General features: G+C 60.5%; 23 protein-coding genes and 1 pseudogene. 10 read left to right on the top strand and 14 right to left on the bottom strand.

Features of this window, described 5'->3' with window-relative positions:
- Positions 1-294 precede the first annotated feature (294 nt).
- The 4 genes from infA to trxB all read right to left on the bottom strand — a co-directional run bounded on the left by infA (position 295) and on the right by trxB (position 3,094).
- The gene (gene infA / locus HV782_RS18350) at positions 295-513 is read right to left on the bottom strand and encodes a translation initiation factor IF-1 (RefSeq protein WP_002553999.1); all 219 of its coding nucleotides are present in this window, start codon (positions 511-513) and stop codon (positions 295-297) included.
- 112 nt (positions 514-625) lie between these two features.
- Positions 626-1,333, bottom strand: coding sequence for an arginyltransferase (locus HV782_RS18345; protein WP_123462480.1), 708 nt, complete (start codon positions 1,331-1,333; stop codon positions 626-628).
- 57 nt (positions 1,334-1,390) lie between these two features.
- Entirely contained in the window at positions 1,391-2,071 is a 681-nt protein-coding gene (aat, locus tag HV782_RS18340) for a leucyl/phenylalanyl-tRNA--protein transferase (protein ID WP_186744352.1), read from the bottom strand.
- A gap of 63 nt (positions 2,072-2,134) precedes the next feature.
- On the bottom strand, positions 2,135-3,094 hold the full coding sequence (gene trxB, locus HV782_RS18335) for a thioredoxin-disulfide reductase (RefSeq protein ID WP_123462484.1): 960 nt from the start codon (positions 3,092-3,094) through the stop codon (positions 2,135-2,137).
- Positions 3,095-3,391: 297 nt separating this feature from the next.
- Here trxB and HV782_RS18330 point away from each other — a divergent pair, with 297 nt between their 5' ends.
- From HV782_RS18330 to cysG, 6 genes are all read left to right on the top strand, one after another.
- Positions 3,392-5,800 (top strand): DNA translocase FtsK, encoded by a 2,409-nt coding sequence (locus tag HV782_RS18330; RefSeq protein WP_123462486.1) that lies wholly within the window; start codon positions 3,392-3,394, stop codon positions 5,798-5,800.
- Between the two features lie 66 nt (positions 5,801-5,866).
- The gene (lolA, locus tag HV782_RS18325) at positions 5,867-6,487 is read left to right on the top strand and encodes an outer membrane lipoprotein periplasmic chaperone LolA (protein WP_123462488.1); all 621 of its coding nucleotides are present in this window, start codon (positions 5,867-5,869) and stop codon (positions 6,485-6,487) included.
- 220 nt (positions 6,488-6,707) lie between these two features.
- A complete protein-coding gene (locus HV782_RS18320; RefSeq protein WP_128615705.1) occupies positions 6,708-8,030 on the top strand; it encodes a replication-associated recombination protein A in 1,323 nt (440 codons plus the stop codon).
- Complete coding sequence (gene crcB, locus HV782_RS18315; protein WP_123462490.1) at positions 8,030-8,404, top strand: fluoride efflux transporter CrcB; 375 nt, start codon at positions 8,030-8,032, stop codon at positions 8,402-8,404. Before HV782_RS18320 ends, crcB begins: the two co-directional genes overlap by 1 nt.
- Before the next feature lie 15 nt (positions 8,405-8,419).
- Positions 8,420-9,700 (top strand): serine--tRNA ligase, encoded by a 1,281-nt coding sequence (gene serS, locus HV782_RS18310; RefSeq protein WP_123462492.1) that lies wholly within the window; start codon positions 8,420-8,422, stop codon positions 9,698-9,700.
- The gene (gene cysG, locus HV782_RS18305) at positions 9,701-11,095 is read left to right on the top strand and encodes a siroheme synthase CysG (protein ID WP_123462494.1); all 1,395 of its coding nucleotides are present in this window, start codon (positions 9,701-9,703) and stop codon (positions 11,093-11,095) included.
- Between the two features lie 131 nt (positions 11,096-11,226).
- On the opposite strand, the gene HV782_RS18300 is transcribed toward cysG, so the two are convergent.
- From HV782_RS18300 to HV782_RS18265, 8 genes are all read right to left on the bottom strand, one after another.
- Positions 11,227-12,228, bottom strand: a complete 1,002-nt coding sequence (locus HV782_RS18300; protein ID WP_128615706.1) for a glutathione S-transferase family protein — start codon at positions 12,226-12,228, stop codon at positions 11,227-11,229.
- Between the two features lie 91 nt (positions 12,229-12,319).
- A complete protein-coding gene (locus tag HV782_RS18295) occupies positions 12,320-13,321 on the bottom strand; it encodes a glycosyl transferase family protein (RefSeq protein WP_186744351.1) in 1,002 nt (333 codons plus the stop codon).
- Positions 13,318-13,653: a TusE/DsrC/DsvC family sulfur relay protein gene (locus tag HV782_RS18290; RefSeq protein ID WP_123462500.1), complete on the bottom strand. Its 336-nt coding sequence runs from the start codon at positions 13,651-13,653 to the stop codon at positions 13,318-13,320. Before HV782_RS18290 ends, HV782_RS18295 begins: the two co-directional genes overlap by 4 nt.
- Positions 13,650-13,943 carry a sulfurtransferase complex subunit TusB gene (tusB, locus tag HV782_RS18285; RefSeq protein ID WP_186744350.1) on the bottom strand — a complete coding sequence of 98 codons (294 nt, stop codon included), beginning with the start codon at positions 13,941-13,943 and terminating at the stop codon, positions 13,650-13,652. The genes HV782_RS18290 and tusB overlap by 4 nt, the downstream gene beginning before the upstream one ends.
- Complete coding sequence (gene tusC, locus HV782_RS18280; RefSeq protein WP_123462504.1) at positions 13,943-14,299, bottom strand: sulfurtransferase complex subunit TusC; 357 nt, start codon at positions 14,297-14,299, stop codon at positions 13,943-13,945. The genes tusB and tusC overlap by 1 nt, the downstream gene beginning before the upstream one ends.
- A 1-nt stretch (position 14,300) precedes the next feature.
- A complete protein-coding gene (gene tusD, locus HV782_RS18275; protein ID WP_128614206.1) occupies positions 14,301-14,693 on the bottom strand; it encodes a sulfurtransferase complex subunit TusD in 393 nt (130 codons plus the stop codon).
- Between the two features lie 94 nt (positions 14,694-14,787).
- Positions 14,788-15,492, bottom strand: a complete 705-nt coding sequence (locus HV782_RS18270; RefSeq protein WP_186744349.1) for a YoaK family protein — start codon at positions 15,490-15,492, stop codon at positions 14,788-14,790.
- 25 nt (positions 15,493-15,517) lie between these two features.
- Positions 15,518-15,847: a DUF6388 family protein gene (locus HV782_RS18265; protein ID WP_123462960.1), complete on the bottom strand. Its 330-nt coding sequence runs from the start codon at positions 15,845-15,847 to the stop codon at positions 15,518-15,520.
- 134 nt (positions 15,848-15,981) lie between these two features.
- Here HV782_RS18265 and HV782_RS18260 point away from each other — a divergent pair, with 134 nt between their 5' ends.
- The gene (locus tag HV782_RS18260; protein ID WP_186744348.1) at positions 15,982-16,332 is read left to right on the top strand and encodes a hypothetical protein; all 351 of its coding nucleotides are present in this window, start codon (positions 15,982-15,984) and stop codon (positions 16,330-16,332) included.
- A 123-nt stretch (positions 16,333-16,455) separates the two neighbouring features.
- Here HV782_RS18260 and HV782_RS18255 read toward each other — a convergent pair whose 3' ends face one another.
- Entirely contained in the window at positions 16,456-16,881 is a 426-nt protein-coding gene (locus tag HV782_RS18255) for a GNAT family N-acetyltransferase (protein WP_123462510.1), read from the bottom strand.
- A gap of 149 nt (positions 16,882-17,030) precedes the next feature.
- Here HV782_RS18255 and HV782_RS18250 point away from each other — a divergent pair, with 149 nt between their 5' ends.
- From HV782_RS18250 to HV782_RS18240, 3 genes and pseudogenes are all read left to right on the top strand, one after another.
- Positions 17,031-17,468: a hemerythrin domain-containing protein gene (locus tag HV782_RS18250; protein WP_123462512.1), complete on the top strand. Its 438-nt coding sequence runs from the start codon at positions 17,031-17,033 to the stop codon at positions 17,466-17,468.
- 222 nt (positions 17,469-17,690) lie between these two features.
- The gene (locus HV782_RS18245; RefSeq protein WP_123462513.1) at positions 17,691-18,326 is read left to right on the top strand and encodes a lytic polysaccharide monooxygenase auxiliary activity family 9 protein; all 636 of its coding nucleotides are present in this window, start codon (positions 17,691-17,693) and stop codon (positions 18,324-18,326) included.
- A 42-nt stretch (positions 18,327-18,368) separates the two neighbouring features.
- Positions 18,369-19,370, top strand: a pseudogene (locus tag HV782_RS18240) (chitinase); the annotation flags it as partial.
- Positions 19,371-19,502: 132 nt separating this feature from the next.
- Here HV782_RS18240 and HV782_RS18235 read toward each other — a convergent pair.
- Positions 19,503-20,015: a methylated-DNA--[protein]-cysteine S-methyltransferase gene (locus HV782_RS18235; RefSeq protein ID WP_123462517.1), complete on the bottom strand. Its 513-nt coding sequence runs from the start codon at positions 20,013-20,015 to the stop codon at positions 19,503-19,505.
- Positions 20,016-20,133 lie beyond the last annotated feature (118 nt).

Here is a 20,133-nt window from a genome sequence, read left to right as displayed (position 1 = left end):
TAGGCGCGCAGCGCCGTGCGGCGAAGTCGCATTCATCGAGAGGAGGTGCGGCGAAGCAAACCGTAGGCGATGCCCCCGGATGGACTCCGTAGCGAGGGAACACTGAGCCTCAGCGAAGTGCCGTACGCCGGGGCAAAGCCTTTTGGGTTACCTTTTCGGCGTTTGGAAAAGGTGACCCGCTGTAAGAGCGAAACCGCCAGCGGCAGCACCCGCAGCTACGGATATGCCCACAAAACCCAAATCCCAGACAAACAAAAACGCCCGGTATAAACCGGGCGTTCTGTATTGACTTGATTAACGAGCGCGGTAAGTAATGCGCCCTTTGCTCAAGTCATAGGGCGTCAGCTCGACGCGCACTTTGTCACCGGTAAGAATACGAATGTAGTTCTTGCGCATCTTGCCGGAAATATGCGCGGTTACGACGTGCCCATTTTCCAACTCCACGCGAAACATGGTGTTGGGCAGGGTGTCGACGACAGTGCCTTCCATTTCGAAGCTGTCTTCTTTCGACATGCAGTAAAGCCCTCGGTATCCAATGAATGGCCCGGTGCAACTGCGCCAGGCAAAAGCGGCGTGCATTGTGCCCGAAAAATGGGGTTTACGCCAAGGGGTTTAGGGCTTGGGTTTAGTTCAGGACAACCCAGCGCTGATTAATCAGCAATTCGATGGGGCGATATTGCGTCTTGTAGTTCATCTTTTTGCAGTTTTTGATCCAGTAACCGAGGTACACCGCCTCAAGCCCGAGGCGATGGCTTTCGGCGATTTGCCACAAGATGGCAAAACGGCCAAGGCTGCGGCGTTCTTCGGCGGGTTCGTAGAAGGTGTACACCGCCGACAAGCCGTTTGGCAGTAAATCGGTGACCGCCACGGCGAGCAACCGTCCGTCGAGACGGAACTCGTAAAAGCGCGAGAAGGGCAGGTCGCGGACCAGGAATGTCGAGAATTGATCACGGCTGGGCGGGTACATGTCGCCGTCGGCGTGACGTTGTTCGATATAGCGCTGGTACAGATCGAAATATTCTTCGCTGAACTTGGGCTTGGCCGGACGCACCTGCAGGTCGGCGTTGCGTTTGAAAATGCGCTTCTGCTGACGATTGGGGATGAACTGCGCCACGGGAATGCGCGCAGGTACGCACGCATTGCAGTTCTGGCAATGCGGCCGATACAGATGATCGCCACTGCGACGAAAGCCCATTTCCGACAGGTCTGCGTAGACATGCACATCCATGGGCTGGCTCGGGTCGAGAAACAGGGTCGTCGCCTGCTCCTCGGGCAGATAACTGCAAGAGTGGGGCTGAGTGGCATAGAACTTGAGGCGTGCCAACTCGGTCATGATCAACCCTCGGGATAAGCTGGTGAATTAAGTGTAAGCCACGCGCGCAAAAGTCGCTCAGCAAACCCAGGTGGCACGTTGAGGTTGATCCAGATGATTGGCCAGATAGCGCGCGAATTCACTGCGGGGAATCGCCCGGGCGCCGAGGCTGTGCAGATGATCGGTCGGCATCTGGCAGTCGATCAGCACAAACCCCGAATCTTTCAAGTGTCGCACCAGTGTGGCAAAGCCATATTTGGAGGCGTTGTCGGCGCGGCTGAACATTGATTCGCCGAAAAACAGTTGGCCCATCGCCAGGCCATACAGGCCACCGACCAGTTCGCCCTGATCCCAGACCTCCACCGAATGGGCAAAGCCACTGCGGTGCAATTCAATGTAGGCGTCCTGCATGGCTTGCGTGATCCAGGTGCCATCGGCGTAATCCCGTGGCGCGGCGCAGGCGCGGATGACGGCATCAAAATCCTGGTCGAAGGTCACCTGATAGCGCGCCTTGCGCAGTAATTTGCCGAGACTGCGCGAGACATGCAGTTCGTCGGGAAATAGCACCGTGCGCGGATCCGGCGACCACCAGAGTATCGGCTGGCCTTCGGAAAACCACGGAAAGCAGCCATGGCGATAAGCCTGAATCAAACGATCGGCGGACAGGTCGCCGCCGGCGGCGAGTAATCCGTTGGGGTCGCGCATGGCCTTTTCCAGCGGCGGAAAAGTCAGTGAGTTGCGTTGTAACCAAGTCAGCATGGCATCCAGGCTTACAGAAGGGGAGGGCGGTGCGGGCCGTGTGGCCCGCGATAAAGTGTGCCGTTAAATGACAGGAATGTCGTCCAGATACTTCTCCGCATCGAGCGCAGCCATGCAACCGGCGCCGGCGGACGTCACCGCTTGCCGGTAGACGTGGTCGGCCACGTCGCCTGCGGCAAACACGCCGGGAATTGCGGTGGCTGTGGCATCGCCCTCGCTGCCGCCCTTGATCACCAGATAGCCATCGCGCATCGGCAACTGACCCTGAAACAGGTCGGTGTTGGGTTTGTGGCCAATGGCAATGAACACGCCCGCCAACGACAGTTCGCGGGTTTCGCCGGTGTGGCTGTCGCGCAGGCGGGCGCCGGTCACGCCGCTGGCGTCGCCGAGCACTTCGTCAAGGTTCTGGTTCCAGTGCAGGCGCACGTTACCGCTGGCGGCTTTGTCGAACAGCTTGTCCTGAAGGATTTTCTCCGAGCGCAACTTGTCGCGACGGTGGATCAAGTGCACTTCTTTGGCGATGTTGGAGAGGTACAACGCTTCCTCGACAGCGGTGTTGCCGCCACCGACCACCGCCACCACCTGATTGCGATAAAAGAAGCCATCACAGGTCGCACAGGCGGAAACACCCTTGCCGGCGAAGGCTTCCTCCGAGGGCAGGCCCAGATACTGCGCCGACGCGCCGGTGGCGATAATCAGTGCGTCGCAAGTGTAAGTGCCGCTGTCGCCGATGAGTTCAAACGGGCGCTGCTGCAACTTGGCCGTGTGGATGTGGTCGTAAACGATCTCTGTGGCAAAGCGTTCGGCGTGCTTCTGCATGCGCTCCATCAGCACCGGGCCGGTCAGGCCTTCGACGTCGCCGGGCCAGTTGTCGACCTCGACCGTGGTGGTGAGCTGGCCACCGGCCTGCAATCCGGTAATCACGACGGGTTTGAGGTTGGCGCGGGCGGCGTAGACGGCGGCGCTGTAGCCGGCCGGACCGGAGCCGAGAATGATCAGGCGTGAATGCTTCGCTGCGTTCATCAAATACACCTCATAAGCCTTTGTCACAAAAGACAATGCATGCTCAAATTGAACCGCAGGTTTCGTGCGCTTGGCTATGCTCAATGCTGGGCTTTGAAGCATGGCATCAGACGCACAAACCCGTACAATGCCGGGCTGTAACAGAATATTCGCTGCGCACCGTGTTTATAAAAGCCGCAGCGCAGTGTTAAAAGTAGTCTCAGTTGTGCCCGTTCACTTTTTCACCTGCCTGGATTGGGCAGTTTTTTATCGTCATTCAATAGATGGACGCGCCTCGGGCGCAGGAAAAGAAGCGTTTTGAAGAAATCCACCGCAGCACCAAAAACAGTCGTTCCGCTCTGGCGCCAACAGTTGCACTACCGGCTCAAGGAAGGTGCATTGATCGCCATCGGTGCCTTGTGCCTGTTCCTGATGATGGCTTTGCTGACCTACGGCAAGGACGATCCGGGCTGGAGCCACAACAGCAAGATCGACGACGTGCAGAATTTCGGCGGCCCGGCGGGTTCCTACAGCGCCGACATCCTGTTCATGGTGCTCGGTTATTTCGCGTACATCTTCCCGTTGCTGCTGGCGATCAAGGCGTATCAGATCTTCCGTCAGCGTCACGAACCGTGGCAGTGGAGCGGCTGGCTGTTCTCCTGGCGCCTGATCGGTCTGGTGTTTCTGGTGCTGTCCGGCGCGGCACTGGCGCATATCCATTTCCATGCCCCGACCGGTCTGCCGGCCGGTGCCGGTGGCGCATTGGGCGAGAGCCTCGGCGATCTGGCGAAGAACGCGCTGAACATTCAGGGCAGCACGCTGCTGTTCATCGCCCTGTTCCTGTTCGGCCTGACGGTGTTCACCGACCTGTCGTGGTTCAAGGTGATGGACATCACCGGCAAGATCACCCTCGACTTGTTCGAGCTGTTCCAGGGCGCACTCAATCGTTGGTGGTCGGCCCGCACCGAGCGCAAACAACTGGTCGCGCAACTGCGTGAAGTCGACGATCGCGTACATGACGTGGTGGCGCCGACGGTCACCGACAAGCGTGAACAAGCCAAGGTCAAGGAACGCCTGATCGAGCGTGAGCAAGCCCTGAGCAAGCACATGTCCGACCGTGAGAAGCAGGTGCCGCCGGTCATCGCCCCGGCCCCGGCCAAGGCCCCGGAACCGAGCAAGCGCGTGCAGAAAGAGAAACAGGCGCCGTTGTTCGTCGACAGCGCCGTGGAAGGCACCTTGCCGCCGATCTCGATTCTCGATCCGGCGGAAAAGAAACAGCTCAATTACTCGCCGGAGTCCCTGGCAGCGGTCGGCCACTTGCTGGAGATCAAGCTCAAGGAGTTCGGGGTCGAGGTCACGGTGGACTCGATCCATCCGGGCCCGGTGATTACCCGTTACGAGATCCAGCCCGCTGCAGGCGTGAAAGTCAGCCGCATCGCCAACCTGGCGAAAGACCTGGCGCGTTCGCTGGCCGTGACCAGCGTGCGCGTGGTCGAGGTGATTCCGGGCAAGACCACTGTGGGTATCGAGATTCCCAACGAAGACCGGCAGATCGTGCGCTTCTCCGAAGTGCTGTCGACCCCCGAGTACGACAACTTCAAATCGCCGGTCACCCTGGCGCTGGGCCACGACATTGGCGGCAAACCGGTCATCACCGACCTGGCGAAGATGCCGCACCTGCTGGTAGCCGGTACCACCGGTTCCGGTAAGTCGGTGGGGGTGAACGCGATGATCCTGTCGATCCTGTTCAAGTCCGGCCCGGAAGACGCCAAGCTGATCATGATCGACCCGAAAATGCTTGAGCTGTCGATCTACGAAGGCATTCCGCACCTGTTGTGCCCGGTGGTTACCGACATGAAGGACGCCGCCAACGCCTTGCGCTGGAGCGTTGCCGAGATGGAACGCCGCTACAAGCTGATGGCGAAGATGGGCGTGCGTAACCTGTCCGGCTTCAACGCGAAGGTCAAGGAAGCCCAGGATGCCGGCGAGCCGCTGAGCGATCCGCTGTATAAGCGTGAAAGCATTCACGATGAAGCGCCGCTGCTGCAGAAGCTGCCGACCATCGTCGTGGTGGTCGACGAATTCGCCGACATGATGATGATCGTCGGCAAGAAGGTCGAAGAACTGATCGCGCGTATCGCGCAGAAGGCCCGTGCGGCAGGTATTCACTTGATCCTCGCGACCCAGCGGCCGTCGGTGGACGTGATCACCGGTCTGATCAAGGCCAACATCCCGACCCGTATGGCGTTCCAGGTTTCGAGCAAGATCGACTCGCGGACCATCATCGACCAGGGCGGCGCCGAACAACTGCTCGGCCACGGTGACATGCTCTACATGCCACCGGGCACCAGCCTGCCGATCCGGGTTCACGGCGCATTCGTGTCCGACGATGAAGTCCACCGTGTCGTCGAAGCGTGGAAACTGCGTGGCGCACCGGAATACAACGATGACATCCTCAACGGTGTCGAAGAAGCAGGCAGCGGTTTTGAAGGCAGCAGCGGTGGCGGCGACGGCGATGATCCGGAAGCGGACGCACTGTACGACGAAGCCGTGCAGTTTGTGCTGGAAAGCCGTCGCGCCTCGATTTCCGCTGTACAGCGCAAGTTGAAGATCGGCTACAACCGTGCCGCGCGGATGATCGAAGCCATGGAAATGGCCGGCGTCGTCACCTCCATGAACACCAACGGTTCGCGTGAAGTGCTGGCCCCGGGCCCGGTACGCGACTGATCCCAGAAGCAAGAGGTGGCACAATGACGTGCCGCCGCTCTCCCACGAGTATTCAAGAGGACTCCCATGCGTCTGATCCGCATGCTGTTGCCAGTACTGGCACTGACCACATTCACGGCCCACGCCGATGACAAGGACGTGGCTCGTCTGACCCAATTGCTGGAAACGTCCAAGACCCTGAGCGCGAACTTCTCGCAGCTGACCCTCGACGGCAGCGGCACGCAGTTGCAGGAAACCACCGGCGACATGACCCTGCAGCGTCCGGGCCTTTTCTACTGGCACACCAATGCGCCGGCCGAGCAGACCATGGTCTCCGACGGCAAGAAAGTCACCTTGTGGGACCCGGATCTGGAACAGGCGACGATCAAGAAGCTCGACGAGCGCCTGACCCAGACCCCTGCGTTGTTGTTGTCCGGTGACGTGTCTAAGATCAGCCAGAGTTTCGACATCACGGCGAAAGAGGCAGGCGGCGTGATCGACTTCACTCTGAAGCCGAAAACCAAGGACACGTTGTTCGACAACCTGCGCCTGTCGTTCCGCAACGGTCTGCTCAATGACATGCAACTGATCGACAGCGTCGGCCAGCGCACCAACATCCTGTTCACCGGGGTCAAGGCCAACGAGCCAGTGCCGGCTTCCAAGTTCAAGTTCGACATCCCCAAGGGTGCCGACGTGATCCAGGAATAAACCCCGGATCCTGAACTGGGCCTTTGTGGTTTGGAGCTTTTGTGGTGAGGGGATTTATCCCCGTTCGGCTGCGCAGCAGTCGCCAAAACCATTGCACTTGGTAGGCCTGATACAACGAAATTGCTGGTTTAAGGGCCGCTTCGCAGCCCAACGGGGATGAATCCCCGCGCCACAGGGTCACCCACAGAGTTCAGAAAATTCGAGGTTTCAACGCTACGTGATGGATCTGTTTCGCAGTGCACCGATTGCCCAGCCACTGGCCGCGCGTTTGCGCGCGACCAATCTGGATGAGTACGTCGGTCAGGAGCACGTGCTCGCTCGCGGCAAGCCTCTGCGTGAAGCGCTGGAGCAGGGTGCCCTGCATTCGATGATTTTCTGGGGCCCGCCTGGCGTGGGTAAAACCACGCTGGCGCGATTGCTCGCGGAAGTCTCGGACGCGCACTTCGAAACGGTCTCGGCGGTGCTTGCCGGGGTCAAGGAGATCCGTCAGGCGGTTGAAATCGCCAAGCAGCAGGCCGGTCAGTACGGCAAGCGCACGATTCTGTTCGTCGATGAAGTGCACCGGTTCAACAAGTCGCAGCAGGATGCGTTCCTGCCTTATGTCGAAGATGGCACACTGATCTTCATCGGCGCCACCACCGAAAATCCTTCGTTCGAACTGAACAACGCCTTGTTGTCGCGGGCCCGCGTCTATGTGCTGAAAAGCCTCGACGAAGCGGCGCTGCGCAAACTGGTGCATCGCGCACTCACCGAGGAGCGTGGGCTGGGCAAGCGCCACCTGACGCTCAACGATGAAGGCTTCCAGATGTTGCTGTCCGCCGCCGATGGCGACGGTCGACGGCTGCTCAACTTGCTGGAAAATGCCTCGGACCTCGCCGAAGACAACAGCGAGATCGGCACCGAACTGCTGCAAAGCCTGCTCGGCGACACCCGTCGGCGCTTCGACAAAGGCGGCGAAGCCTTTTACGACCAGATCTCCGCGTTGCACAAATCGGTGCGAGGTTCCAACCCCGACGGCGCGCTGTACTGGTTTGCGCGGATGATCGACGGCGGTTGTGATCCGCTGTACCTGGCCCGGCGCGTGGTGCGCATGGCCAGCGAAGACATCGGCAACGCCGACCCGCGTGCCCTCAGCCTGTGCCTGGCGGCGTGGGAAGTGCAGGAACGCCTCGGCAGCCCGGAAGGCGAACTGGCCGTGGCCCAGGCCATTACCTACCTGGCCTGCGCCCCGAAAAGCAATGCGGTGTACATGGGGTTCAAGACCGCCCTGCGCGCCGCCGCTGAAAACGGTTCGCTGGAAGTGCCGCTGCACCTGCGCAACGCGCCGACCAAACTGATGAAACAATTGGGCTACGGCGATGAGTATCGCTACGCCCACGATGAGCCGGACGCCTATGCCGCCGGCGAAGACTATTTCCCTGAGGAGCTTGAGCCGATCCCGTTCTACCAACCGGTGCCCCGAGGCCTGGAATTGAAGATCGGCGAGAAGCTCAACCACCTCGCTCAACTCGATCGTTTAAGCCCAAGACAGCGGAGAAAATAGTGCTTCCATTGATTGTTGCAGTCTCCGCCGGCGGGATTGCCGGCACCCTGTTGCGCTTCGCCACCGGCAATTGGGTCAATGCCAATTGGCCGCGGCACTTCTATACCGCGACGCTGGCCGTTAATATCGTGGGCTGTTTGCTGATTGGCGTGTTGTACGGCCTGTTTTTGATACGCCCGGAGGTGCCGATCGAGGTGCGCGCCGGGTTGATGGTCGGCTTCCTCGGGGGGCTGACGACTTTTTCATCCTTTTCACTGGATACGGTGCGCCTGCTGGAAAGCGGGCAAGTGCCGCTGGCCCTGGGCTATGCGGCACTCAGCGTATTCGGCGGGCTGCTCGCGACGTGGGCCGGCCTGTCCTTGACCAAACTTTGATAACGAGAAACCGACATGCTCGATTCCAAACTGTTACGTAGCAACCTTCAGGACGTAGCGGACCGCCTGGCTTCCCGTGGCTTTGCCCTGGATACCGCGCGCATCGAAGCGCTGGAAGAACAGCGCAAGACCGTCCAGACCCGCACCGAAGCACTGCAGGCTGAGCGTAACGCGCGTTCCAAATCCATCGGTCAGGCCAAGCAGCGCGGCGAAGACATCGCACCGTTGATGGCGGACGTCGAGCGCATGGCGGGCGAGCTGAGTGCCGGCAAGGTCGAGCTGGACGCGATCCAGACCGAACTGGACTCGATCCTGCTGGGTATCCCGAACCTGCCGCACGAATCGGTGCCGGTCGGCAAAGACGAAGACGACAACGTCGAAGTGCGCCGCTGGGGCACCCCGACCGCCTTCGACTTTGAAGTGAAAGACCACGTTGCCCTGGGCGAGAAGTTCGGCTGGCTCGACTTTGAAACGGCCGCCAAACTGTCCGGCGCACGTTTCGCCCTGCTGCGCGGGCCGATCGCTCGTCTGCACCGCGCCCTGGCGCAATTCATGATCAACCTGCACGTCAACGAGCACGGCTACGAAGAGGCTTACACGCCTTATCTGGTTCAGGCTCCAGCGCTGCAAGGCACCGGGCAACTGCCGAAGTTCGAAGAGGACCTGTTCAAGATCGCTCGCGAAGGCGAGGCCGATTTGTACCTGATCCCGACCGCCGAAGTGTCGCTGACCAACATCGTGGCCGGTGAAATCGTCGACTCGAAGCAACTGCCGATCAAATTCGTCGCCCACACCCCGTGCTTCCGCAGCGAAGCCGGCGCATCGGGTCGCGACACTCGCGGCATGATCCGTCAGCACCAGTTCGACAAAGTCGAAATGGTCCAGATCGTCGAGCCGTCGACGTCGATGGAAGCGCTGGAAGGCCTGACTGCCAACGCCGAGAAAGTCCTGCAACTGCTGGGTCTGCCTTACCGCACTCTGGCGCTGTGCACCGGCGACATGGGCTTCAGTGCCGTGAAGACCTACGACCTGGAAGTGTGGATCCCGAGCCAGGACAAATACCGGGAAATTTCGTCGTGCTCCAACTGCGGCGACTTCCAGGCCCGCCGCATGCAGGCGCGTTTCCGCAACCCGGAAACCGGCAAGCCTGAGCTGGTGCACACCCTGAACGGCTCGGGTCTGGCTGTCGGTCGTACCCTGGTGGCCGTGCTGGAAAACTACCAGCAGGCTGACGGCTCGATCCGCGTACCGGACGTGCTGAAGCCGTACATGGGTGGCCTTGAGGTCATCGGCTAAATGAAATATCTGCCGCTGTTTCACAACCTGCGCGGCAGTCGTGTGTTGGTTGTCGGTGGGGGGGAGATTGCCTTGCGCAAATCCCGCCTGCTGGCCGATGCCGGTGCGCTGCTGCGGGTGGTCGCACCTGAAATCGAACCGCAACTGCGTGAACTGATCACCGCCTCGGGTGGTGATTGCCTGTTGCGCGGTTACGGCGAGGCGGATCTGGACGGTTGCGTGCTGATCATCGCCGCCACCGACGACGAGGCGCTCAATGCCCAAGTGTCCAGCGATGCCCATCGGCGCTGCGTACCGGTCAACGTGGTGGATGCGCCGCAATTGTGCAGCGTGATCTTTCCGGCGATCGTCGATCGTTCGCCGTTGATCATCGCAGTGTCTAGCGGCGGCGATGCGCCGGTACTGGCGCGGTTGATTCGCGCCAAGATCGAAACCTGGATTCCCTCGACCTACGGCCAGTTGGCCGGTCTGGCCGCGCGTTTCCGCAATCAGGTGAAGAACCTGTTTCCGGATGTGCAGCAACGTCGCGGTTTCTGGGAAGACGTGTTTCAGGGCCCGATTGCCGACCGGCAACTGGCCGGGCAGGGTGGCGAGGCCGAGCGTCTGCTGCAAGCCAAGATTGATGGCGAAGCGGACATCACCACCGGTGAAGTGTATCTGGTGGGTGCCGGGCCGGGCGATCCGGACCTGCTGACCTTCCGCGCCCTGCGTCTGATGCAGCAAGCCGATGTGGTGCTGTACGACCGTCTGGTAGCGCCGGCGATTCTTGAGCTGTGCCGTCGCGATGCCGAGCGGATCTACGTCGGCAAGCGTCGCGCCGATCACGCCGTGCCGCAGGATCAGATCAATCAGCAACTGGTCGATCTGGCCAAGGCCGGCAAGCGTGTGGTGCGGTTGAAGGGCGGTGATCCGTTCATCTTCGGCCGTGGCGGTGAAGAGATCGAAGAACTCGCGGCTCACGGTATTCCGTTCCAGGTGGTACCGGGGATCACGGCGGCCAGCGGTTGCGCGGCGTATGCCGGGATTCCGCTGACCCATCGCGATTACGCGCAGTCAGTGCGCTTCGTCACCGGGCACCTGAAGGACGGCTCCACCGATCTGCTTTGGGCCGACCTGGTTGCCCCGGCGCAGACCCTGGTGTTCTACATGGGCCTGGTCGGGTTGCCGGTGATCTGCGAGCAGTTGATCAAACACGGTCGCTCGGCCGATACCCCGGCGGCGTTGATCCAGCAGGGCACCACGGTCAATCAGCGGGTGTTTACCGGCACCTTGGCTGATTTGCCGCGTCTGGTGGCGGAGCATGAAGTGCATGCGCCGACGCTGGTGATCGTGGGTGAAGTGGTGCAACTGCGCGAGAAACTGGCGTGGTTCGAGGGTGCTCAGGCGCAGGTTTGAAAACCGCGTCGCCTCTATCGCTGGCAAGCCAGCTCCCATGGGTTTGTATTGAAGCTGCAATTTTCAGCTTTATACAGATCCCTGTGGGAGCTGGCTTGCCAGCGATGGCGTCCTCAAAATCAGCGAATCAATCAGCCCCTGCGCCAAACCCCTTTCCCGCTCAGCCGCGCCCGATCATGGGCCACACTGAAATCCTGCGCCGGCCCCTTCGGCACAACCCCCGTCGGGTTGATCGTCTTGTGACTGCCGTAGTAGTGATGTTTGATGTGCTGAAAGTCCACGGTCTCGGCAATCCCCGGCCACTGATACAGCTCACGCAACCAGTTAGACAGGTTCGGGTAGTCGGCAATCCGCCGCAAATTGCACTTGAAGTGGCCGTGATACACCGCGTCGAAGCGAATCATCGTAGTAAACAGACGCACATCCGCTTCAGTCAGGAACTCACCGCTCAGGTAGCGGTTGGCGCCCAGCAACTGCTCCAGATGATCCAGCTCGGCAAACACCTCATCGAACGCCGCTTCATAGGCCTGTTGCGAGGTGGCGAAGCCGGCGCGATACACGCCGTTGTTCACTGCCGGGTAGATCCGCTCGTTCAGCGCGTCGATCTCGCCGCGTAACGGTGCCGGGTAGAAGTCCAGGTCGTTGCCGGTGAGGTTGTCGAAGGCGCTGTTGAACATGCGGATAATTTCCGCCGACTCATTGCTGACAATGCGCTTGAGCTGCTTGTCCCACAGCACCGGCACCGTGACGCGCCCGGTGTAGTCCGGGGTGTCGGCGGTGTAGCGCTGGTGCATGAAGTCGAAGTGATCGAGTTTGTCGCCGGTCGAGCCGAGAGCCTTGTCGAAGGTCCAGCCGTTTTCCAGCATCAGCCAACTGACCACCGAGACGTCGATCAGCTTTTCCAGACCCTTGAGTTTGCGCAGGATCAGCGTGCGGTGTGCCCACGGGCAGGCGAGGGACACGTAGAGGTGGTAGCGTCCGGCTTCAGCGGCAAAACCGCCTTCACCGCTCGGCCCCGGCTGGCCGTCAGCGGTGACCCAGTGACGCCGCTGCGCCTGTTCGCGCTGGAACGCGCCGTCCTTGCTGCTTTCGTACCACTTGTCCTGCCAGTGGCCATCGACGAGTAAACCCATGATCAAGACTCCATAAACCAATAAACGTTGGAGTCGAGTCTATTCCGATGGGTTCGAACAAAAAGCGCAAAGATCGGGCGTGAATGATCGGTTAAATCGATTTGTTCCGCGCGGCCCAGTAGCGTTCGGCGGTTTCGAAGGCTTGCTCGCGGCTTTGGCCAAGCCCGCGCAGGGCCAGGGCCATGGTCGAAATCAGGGCCAATTGCGGATAGCTGTCGACCACCTCGCCGCGCCACACCGCTTTCAGATGCTCGATGTCCAGCGCGGCCGGTTTGACGTGGCGCTGGCTCGATAGCTGCGGCCATTCCTCGTCCCAGCTCTCGCCGCCGGCGGTGCCGTACAAGTGGCTGTCGGCGTCCGGATTGATCTCGATTTCACCGCCGTCGCCCTTGACCACAATCGCCGTGTCGCCGAGCAGGCCGCTGGCCTCTCGGTGCACGGCTTGATAACCCGGGTGGAAAATACTCTGCAGACCACAACGCGCGCGCAGCGGATTGAGAATCCGTGCCAGCGAGTGGATCGGCGAGCGCAGGCCCATGGTATTGCGCAGGTCGATCATCTTCTGCAGCTGCGGCGCCCAGTCCATCAGCGGCATGAACGCCAGGCCGCCGTTGTCCAGTGCGCTGCCGACCTGTTGCCAGGTGCGGCACAACGGGATCTGCAGTTCACCGAGCAGTTGCTCGGTATACAGGCGCCCGGCGGTGTGGGCGCCGCCGCCATGCATGAAAATCCGCACGCCGTTTTGCGCCAGGCATTTGGCCGCCAGCAGGTACCACGGCAGATGACGTTTTTTGCCAGCGTAGGTCGGCCAGTCGAGGTCGACGTTCAGCGCCGGCGTCTGCAAACGCTCGCGCAAGGCTTCGGTGAAACCGGCCATTTCCTCGGCGCTTTCTTCCTTGTGCCGAAGCAGCATCAGAAAGGCGCCGAGCTGGGTGTCTTCGACCTTATCGTCGAGCACCATGCCCATCGCCTCTCGGGCTTCCTCGCGGGTCAGGTCGCGGGCGCCGCGCTTGCCCTTGCCGAGGATCCGCACAAATTGAGCGAACGGGTGTTCGGCGGGTGTTTCGAGGGTCAGCGCTGGAAAGTCAGTCATAAGCAATTCGTCGGTTTGGGCAGGCCCGCCAGTTTCGCGGCGAGTTTGGCAGGGGTGCCTTTGAACAGTCGGTTCAGGTGCAGGCTGTTGCCTTTTTCCGCGCCGAGTTTCAACGCGGTGTACTTGATCAGCGGGCGCGTGGCCGGCGACAGCTGGAATTCGGCGTAAAAGCTGCGCAACAGTTCGAGGACTTCCCAGTGTTCGGCGGTCAGTTCGATGTCTTCGGCGGCGGCGAGGGCGCCCGCGACATCGTGGGACCAGTCTGCGAGGTCAACCAGAAAGCCATCCTTGTCCAGTTCGATAGCGCGGGTGCCGACGGTCAGGGAATTCATAGCCAGCTGTTGACCTTGTCGTGGTGGATCGACAATTCGACGAAGGCCGGGTAGTCGATGGCTTCGGCCCAATCCGGAATCTGCTGGGCGCGGGCCTGGGCGTCTTCGGTGAGGACGAACAGTTGCAGCTGACGGCTTTGCAGCGCCGTGAATGGCACGGTGCCGGATTGCAAGGCATACACGGCGTCGCCGCACAGCAGCAAGGCGTCGGCCGTGCCGATCACGCGCAGGCAACTGCTCAGGCGATCGTCGCCGAACGGAGAATGAGACAACACATGCAAAGTCGACATCAGAGGGTGATCACCTGGTCGTAACGGTCAATAAGGGCGGTGATTTGCTCGGCGGCGAGCGGCTGCGCCTCGTCCAGCGACAGATCGCTCAGCCCACGCAGGCTGGCGCTGTCGGCGCAATAGAACAGTTCTTCAACACCGAACATCGGCAGCGCCTGCAGGTTGGCGCTCAGGTCCTTCTGCTGCAAGGCTTTGGCGTTTTGCCCGGCGGCCAGTTGCAGCACGCCGTCGTCGAGAAACAGCAGGCCGATCGGCAGGTCGAAGGCGCCACCGGCCAGCACGATATCCAGTGCTTCGCGGGCGCCGGGGCCGGACCAAGGCGATTGGCGACTGATGATCAACAGGGATTTGGCCATGTCATGCGCCTCCGAAACAGATCAAACGGTCGGCATCCTGCGCGGCGTCGTGCAACTGGCCAAGACCGGACAGCTCCCACGGCGCGCTGACGGACACGGCGTCACGCTGATAGCGTTTGGCTTCTTCGCCGTTCAAGGCACCACGGCGCAGGGCGGCGGCGATGCACACCACGCCATCGAGTTGCTGCTCGGTGATGAACGCACGCCATTGTTTGGGCAGGTCGAGTTCGTCCTGCGGGGTGACCACCGCGTCGGAAGCGTTGTAGACGCCATCCTGGTAGAAAAACAGCCGGACAATCTCATGCCCCCCGGCCAGTGCCGCCTGGGCAAACAGCAGGGCGCGGCGCGAGGAGGGCGCATGGGCGGCGGAAAACAGCGCAATGGCGAACTTCATGACGGACTCGATCAGCGAAACTGCGGCCATGATAAAGCTTTATGAAGTCATCCGCGAAACCGAAGTCATGCACATGACCCCACAGGGTCGCATTTCAACGGGGCATGTAGCCCAACTGCCAACGACGCGGAATGGCCAGGGACAGCACGCCCAGCATCGCGGCCAGTACACCACTGGCCAACATCGCCTTGAGGCCAAAATGGTGTTCCAGCACCGCGCCAAGAATCGCGCCGATAAACATCCCGCTCCACGGCACCAGCTGCACCCGCCAGCCATTGCGGCGTTCGCCGAGCAACCAGCGGCCCAGGCCACGGCCAAAGCGTGACAGGGCGCCGGTGACATAGGTCAGCCCGACCGGGAGGCCATTCACTTCCTCGACCGACGCGTTGAGCATGCCCATCGCAATGATCGCCGCCAGCAGCGCCGGCAATTGTGCGTCATACGGCCAGATTGCCGCCGCGCAGAGCAGGCTGGCGATACACAGCAGCAGCGGCAGCGCCCGGCGGCCACCGAGGCGAGCAACGAGCACGCCCAAGGCGTTACCGACAATAAAGGTCGCGACGAGGATTATCAGGCGCACGGTCAGCCCGAAATCACCATCGCTGATCGCCACGGCCAGGCGTGTGGTATTGCCACTCATGAACGAAACAAAGTCGCCGCTGGCCATGAAGCCGATCGCATCGGTCATGCCCGCGAGTACCGATAGGCTGGCCACCAGCGCCAGGCCCACACGCCCGCGCCACTTTTGCGTGTGCAGGTGGCCGGGGCTGGCGCGGTGAGTCGAGGCGGATGGCAGCATGGGTGCAGGTGTCCTTGCGCAGCGATTAAGGTTCTATGCCATACAGGTCGCAATATTCCAGCCAGTCCATGCCAGCCATTTCTGCGACTTCGCGATGCACCTCCAGGCGCTGCGCGCGATATTCCTGCGGCGAATCGGTGGTCAGTTGCAGGGTCAGTTCCCAGGCAAACAGGCCCTTGCTCTCGGCCTCCGCCTCAAATGCTTCGTGCAGACGCTCTTCGCGATACTGGGCCTGGGTTTCGCCTTTGGCCTGGGCCAGCAGTGGGTTGAGGTTGTCGAGGGTTTCGCGCAAGTCAGGTCGCGCGTCGAGAAACAGTTGCAGGGCATGTTCATGTCGCTGGTCGGTAGGCGCCATGGGTTTTCCTTGTGAGGCTGATGACCGTAGGTTGCCGTAGCTGTCGGCGTGTGTCGCGTGATAAATGCAGTAAAGCAGAACGATTCCTGCCGCTGCGGTGCTACAGTCCGCTTTTTTCTGACTGAGCGAAAACAATGCGAATTCTGATGGTAGCGCTGGCGGCAACACTGCTGGCCGGGTGCGCGGGTTCGGTGATGGATGATGCTCGCACGAGAACGCCGTACAAAGTCATGACCTCGGACAAGCCCGAGAAAAACGTGGCCCAGTGCGTGCAATTCGGCTGGCAGGACGAAGCGGTGTTCGGCGTGGATGCCGCCGCCTATCTGGAACCGCGCAAACAGGGGGGTACGACGGTGTACACGCGTTCCGCCGAGTCGTTTGTCGATGTGACGACCGGGCCTTCGGGCACGACGCTGAATTACTACGTGCAAAAGGATGATTTTGTCGCCAAGCGGCGCTTGGCGGCGTTGGCGACCTGCCTTTGATCATGCATTGATGCGGCCAGCCTCAGCGCGGGCAAGCCCCACAGGATTTTGTGTGTCGCTGAAGATTTAAGCCTCACCAAAAAACCTGTGGGAGCAGGCTTGCCCGCGAAGGGGCCGGCCCCTTCAAACGATCAAGCGCTTCTGGAAAAAATGCCGTTTATGTCCCGGCGGGTAGTCGTCGATTTCCCCAAACTGGCTATACCCGAGCTTTTCGTAGAACGCCGGCGCCTGAAAGTCGAAGGTGTCGAGCCATGCCCCGATGCAGCCTTTCTCTCGCGCCAGGTCTTCGGCCATGCGCATCAGCTTCGATCCAACACCCTGACCGCGGCCAGCCTCGGGCACTGACAGCAAATCGATAAACAGCCACTGGCACACCAGCCGCCCATACAGCCCGCCAAGGATCTGGTTGTCATCGTCGCGCACCAGCAGGGTGAGCGGCTCCGATACCGCGATCCCGGCCTTGGCGACGTTGTAGGCATGCAGGGGCGCCAGAATGGCCTGGCGTTCTTCTTCGGTGTTGTTCTGCGACTGCTCGATGCGCAACTTCATGCGTGACGTCCTTGTAGTGTGAACCCGCAGCCTAGCCTGTCTAGGGGGCATCTTCAAAGCCCTTGCCCCAACCGTTTGGAACCGCCGCTCCCGCGTTGCGGTCTAGCCTTTACAGCGTCATTCCAGCACGCGGTTGATGAGGACCCCCCATGAATATTTTTGAAGCCCTTCGTGAAAGCCATGACCGCCAGCGTACCTACGCCAAAGCCCTGATCGCGACCAGCGGCGATACGCCGGAGCGCGTTGAAGCCTACAAGCAGCTCAAGGCCGAACTGCAGGCCCATGAAACCGCTGAAGAGCGCCACTTCTATATCCCGCTGATGGAATTCGACAACGGTGTCGATCTCAGCCGCCACGCCATTTCCGAACACCATGAGATGGACGAAATGATGGAAGAGCTCGACGAGACCGAGATGTCCAGTCCGGCGTGGCTCGCGACCGCGAAAAAACTCTCGGACAAGGTGCACCATCACCTCAAGGAAGAGGAACAGAAGTTCTTCCAGATGGCCGGGAAACTGCTCGACGACAAACAGAAAGAACAGCTGGCCGGGCAATACGAAAAGGAGTTCCAGGCGCAACTGCCGTGACGCGTGAATGCGCGATTTCGTAACCTTGACGTGTAGGTCTTTGCCTATGCGTCGAGTGAGATTCGCCGCACTTAACTGTACATATATCCAGTATTTTCGCTGTTTTACCGATTGTGTCCCGGCAGGCTGCGACAAAACCGCCGATGGACAAAAAAATCACCTCCGTTAGCTTGAAGGCCTCTCCTCGGAATGGAGAGTTCTTAAATCAACGGAGTGAAAAACATGAATCAACCACAAGCACAAACCCAACTGCGACACGGTCGCGTCATCTCCCCGGCCAGCCGCGGTGCGGTGGCGATCGAGCAAGGATTGCTCGGCGCCTGGCAGGTCAACGAAATGGAAGGCGGCAAGAATTTCCCGGCGCTGGCTGCCGGGCCTTTTCCGGCGCCTTACCAGACTGACTCCGACAGTGTCACGCCGCCTGCCGATGGCTACATCCTCAGCGGTGGCAAGACCGATGCCCGTGACTGCGTGAACTTCACCCAGGAAGAGATGAGCAAAAAACTCGGCCGCCCGTTCACTTGGCCGCTGCTCAATGTCACCCCGGGGCAGACCCTCGACATCCAATGGGAATACACCGCGCCACACACCACTCGTGGCTATCGCTGGCTGATCACCAAGGATGGCTGGGACCCGAAACAACGCATCACCCGTGCGCAACTGGAAGCCCAGCCGTTCTTCGAGGATTTTTACACGCAGGTGCCTTACTACAGCTATCCCAATGAGCTGAAGGCCAAGGTCAATCACGCGGTGAAACTGCCGGCCAACAAAAAGGGCCACCACGTCATCGTGCTGATGTGGATCGTCGCCAACACCGGTAACGCCTTCTATCAGGCCTTCGACGTCGACTTCAAATAAGTCGTCATCACCCTGAACCCACACGTTCTGAAGGATTAGAACATGTCAAAAATCGACTTTTCTTTAATGCAAAACACCACGAGCGATGCCGCCTCACTGATGCCAAGCATCGCCGGTAAAAAGATCCTCATGGGCTTCTGGCACAACTGGCCCGCGGGGCCGAGCGACGGCTACCGTCAGGGGCGCTTCGCCGAGCTCGCTCTGGAAGCGGTGCCCAAGGAATACAACGTGGTTGCCGTAGCGTTCATGAAGGGCAGCGGGATTCCAACCTTCAGGCCGTATAACCTGTCCGACGCCGAGTTCCGCCGCCAGGTCGGCGTTCTCAACAGTCAGGGCCGGGCGGTGCTGATTTCCCTCGGTGGCGCCGATGCGCAGATCGAGTTGCGCGCGGGGCAGGAACAGCCACTGGCCAACGAAATCATCCGTCTGGTGGAAACCTACGGCTTCGACGGGCTGGACATTGATCTTGAACAGAGCGCGATTGATTCCGCTGCCAACAAGACCGTCCTGCCGGCTGCGCTGAAACTGGTCAAGGATCACTACGCAGGCCAGGGCAAGCACTTCATCATCAGCATGGCACCGGAGTTTCCGTACCTGACCAGCACCGGCAAATATGTCGGTTACCTGCAAGCGCTGGAAGGCTACTACGACTTCATCGCCCCGCAGTTCTACAACCAGGGCGGCGATGGCATCTGGGTGCCGGAGGCCAACAGCGGCGCTGGCGCGTGGATCGCCCAGAACAACGATGCGCTGAAGGAGGACTTCCTGTATTACCTGACCGAAAGCCTGGTGACCGGCACTCGCGGGTTCACCAGGATTCCTGCCGAGAAGTTCGTCATCGGCTTGCCGGCCAACGTCGATGCGGCGGCGACCGGTTACGTGATCGACAAAGCGGCGGTGGGCAATGCGCTCAAGCGTCTGGCAATCAAGGGGCATCCGATCAAGGGGCTGATGACCTGGTCGGTGAACTGGGACAACGGCAGCAGCAAGGATCATGTGCCGTACAACTGGGAGTTCAGCCAGCGTTATGGTCCGCTGATCAATGGAGTGAAGCTGGCTGAGTAAGTGAGCCAAAGGGCCCGGTAGCGCTGCCGGGCTCTTTGCTTAGCGATCAAAAGAGCACCTCCATTGAAATTCAGTCCCCTGGAGGCGCTGCCGAAGGCTGCGATCTTTTCTTTAAAAACCCTCCAGCCGCCCCGTGCCGGGCCGCTGCCCACCTTCAAGCACCAGCAAGCGCTCCTTGGCCTCCAGCCCCCCGGCGAACCCGGTCAATTTTCCCGAGGCACCAATCACACGATGACACGGCGCAACAATCGAAAGCGGATTTTTCCCATTGGCCGCACCGACGGCCCGCACGGCAGCGGGATGGCCGATCTGCTCGGCAATCTGGCTATAGGTTCGCGTCTCGCCAAACGGAATGGTCAGCAGCGCCGCCCAGACTTTTTTCTGGAAGTCGGTGCCGACAAAGTCCAGCTCCAGATCGAAGCAATGCCTTTGTCCGGCAAAATATTCTGCAAGTTGCCGAGCGGTTTTCATCAGCAGCGGATTGTCCGGCGCCTCGCTCATCGGCCCGAGACGTACGCGATTGGGTTTGTCGTTTTCCCAGAGGATGGCCACCAGTCGTGAACCGTTCGCGACCAGCTTCAGCTCACCGACCGGTGAGGGCAGGGTGATGAACGTATACGACATGGTGACCAGCTCCGGATCAGAGGATGAACAGCGCTCAGCATACTGCCTGATCGGGGAGGCGCAATACGCAAAGCCGACCATACTGCTTGTTGCTCTTGAAGCGTTCCCCTCTGTTTTG

The organism is Pseudomonas monsensis (genome assembly GCF_014268495.2).
GTDB lineage: Bacteria > Pseudomonadota > Gammaproteobacteria > Pseudomonadales > Pseudomonadaceae > Aquipseudomonas > Aquipseudomonas monsensis.
Note: the sequence above shows the minus strand (reverse complement) of the source record. Positions and strands in the feature narration are given on the sequence as shown.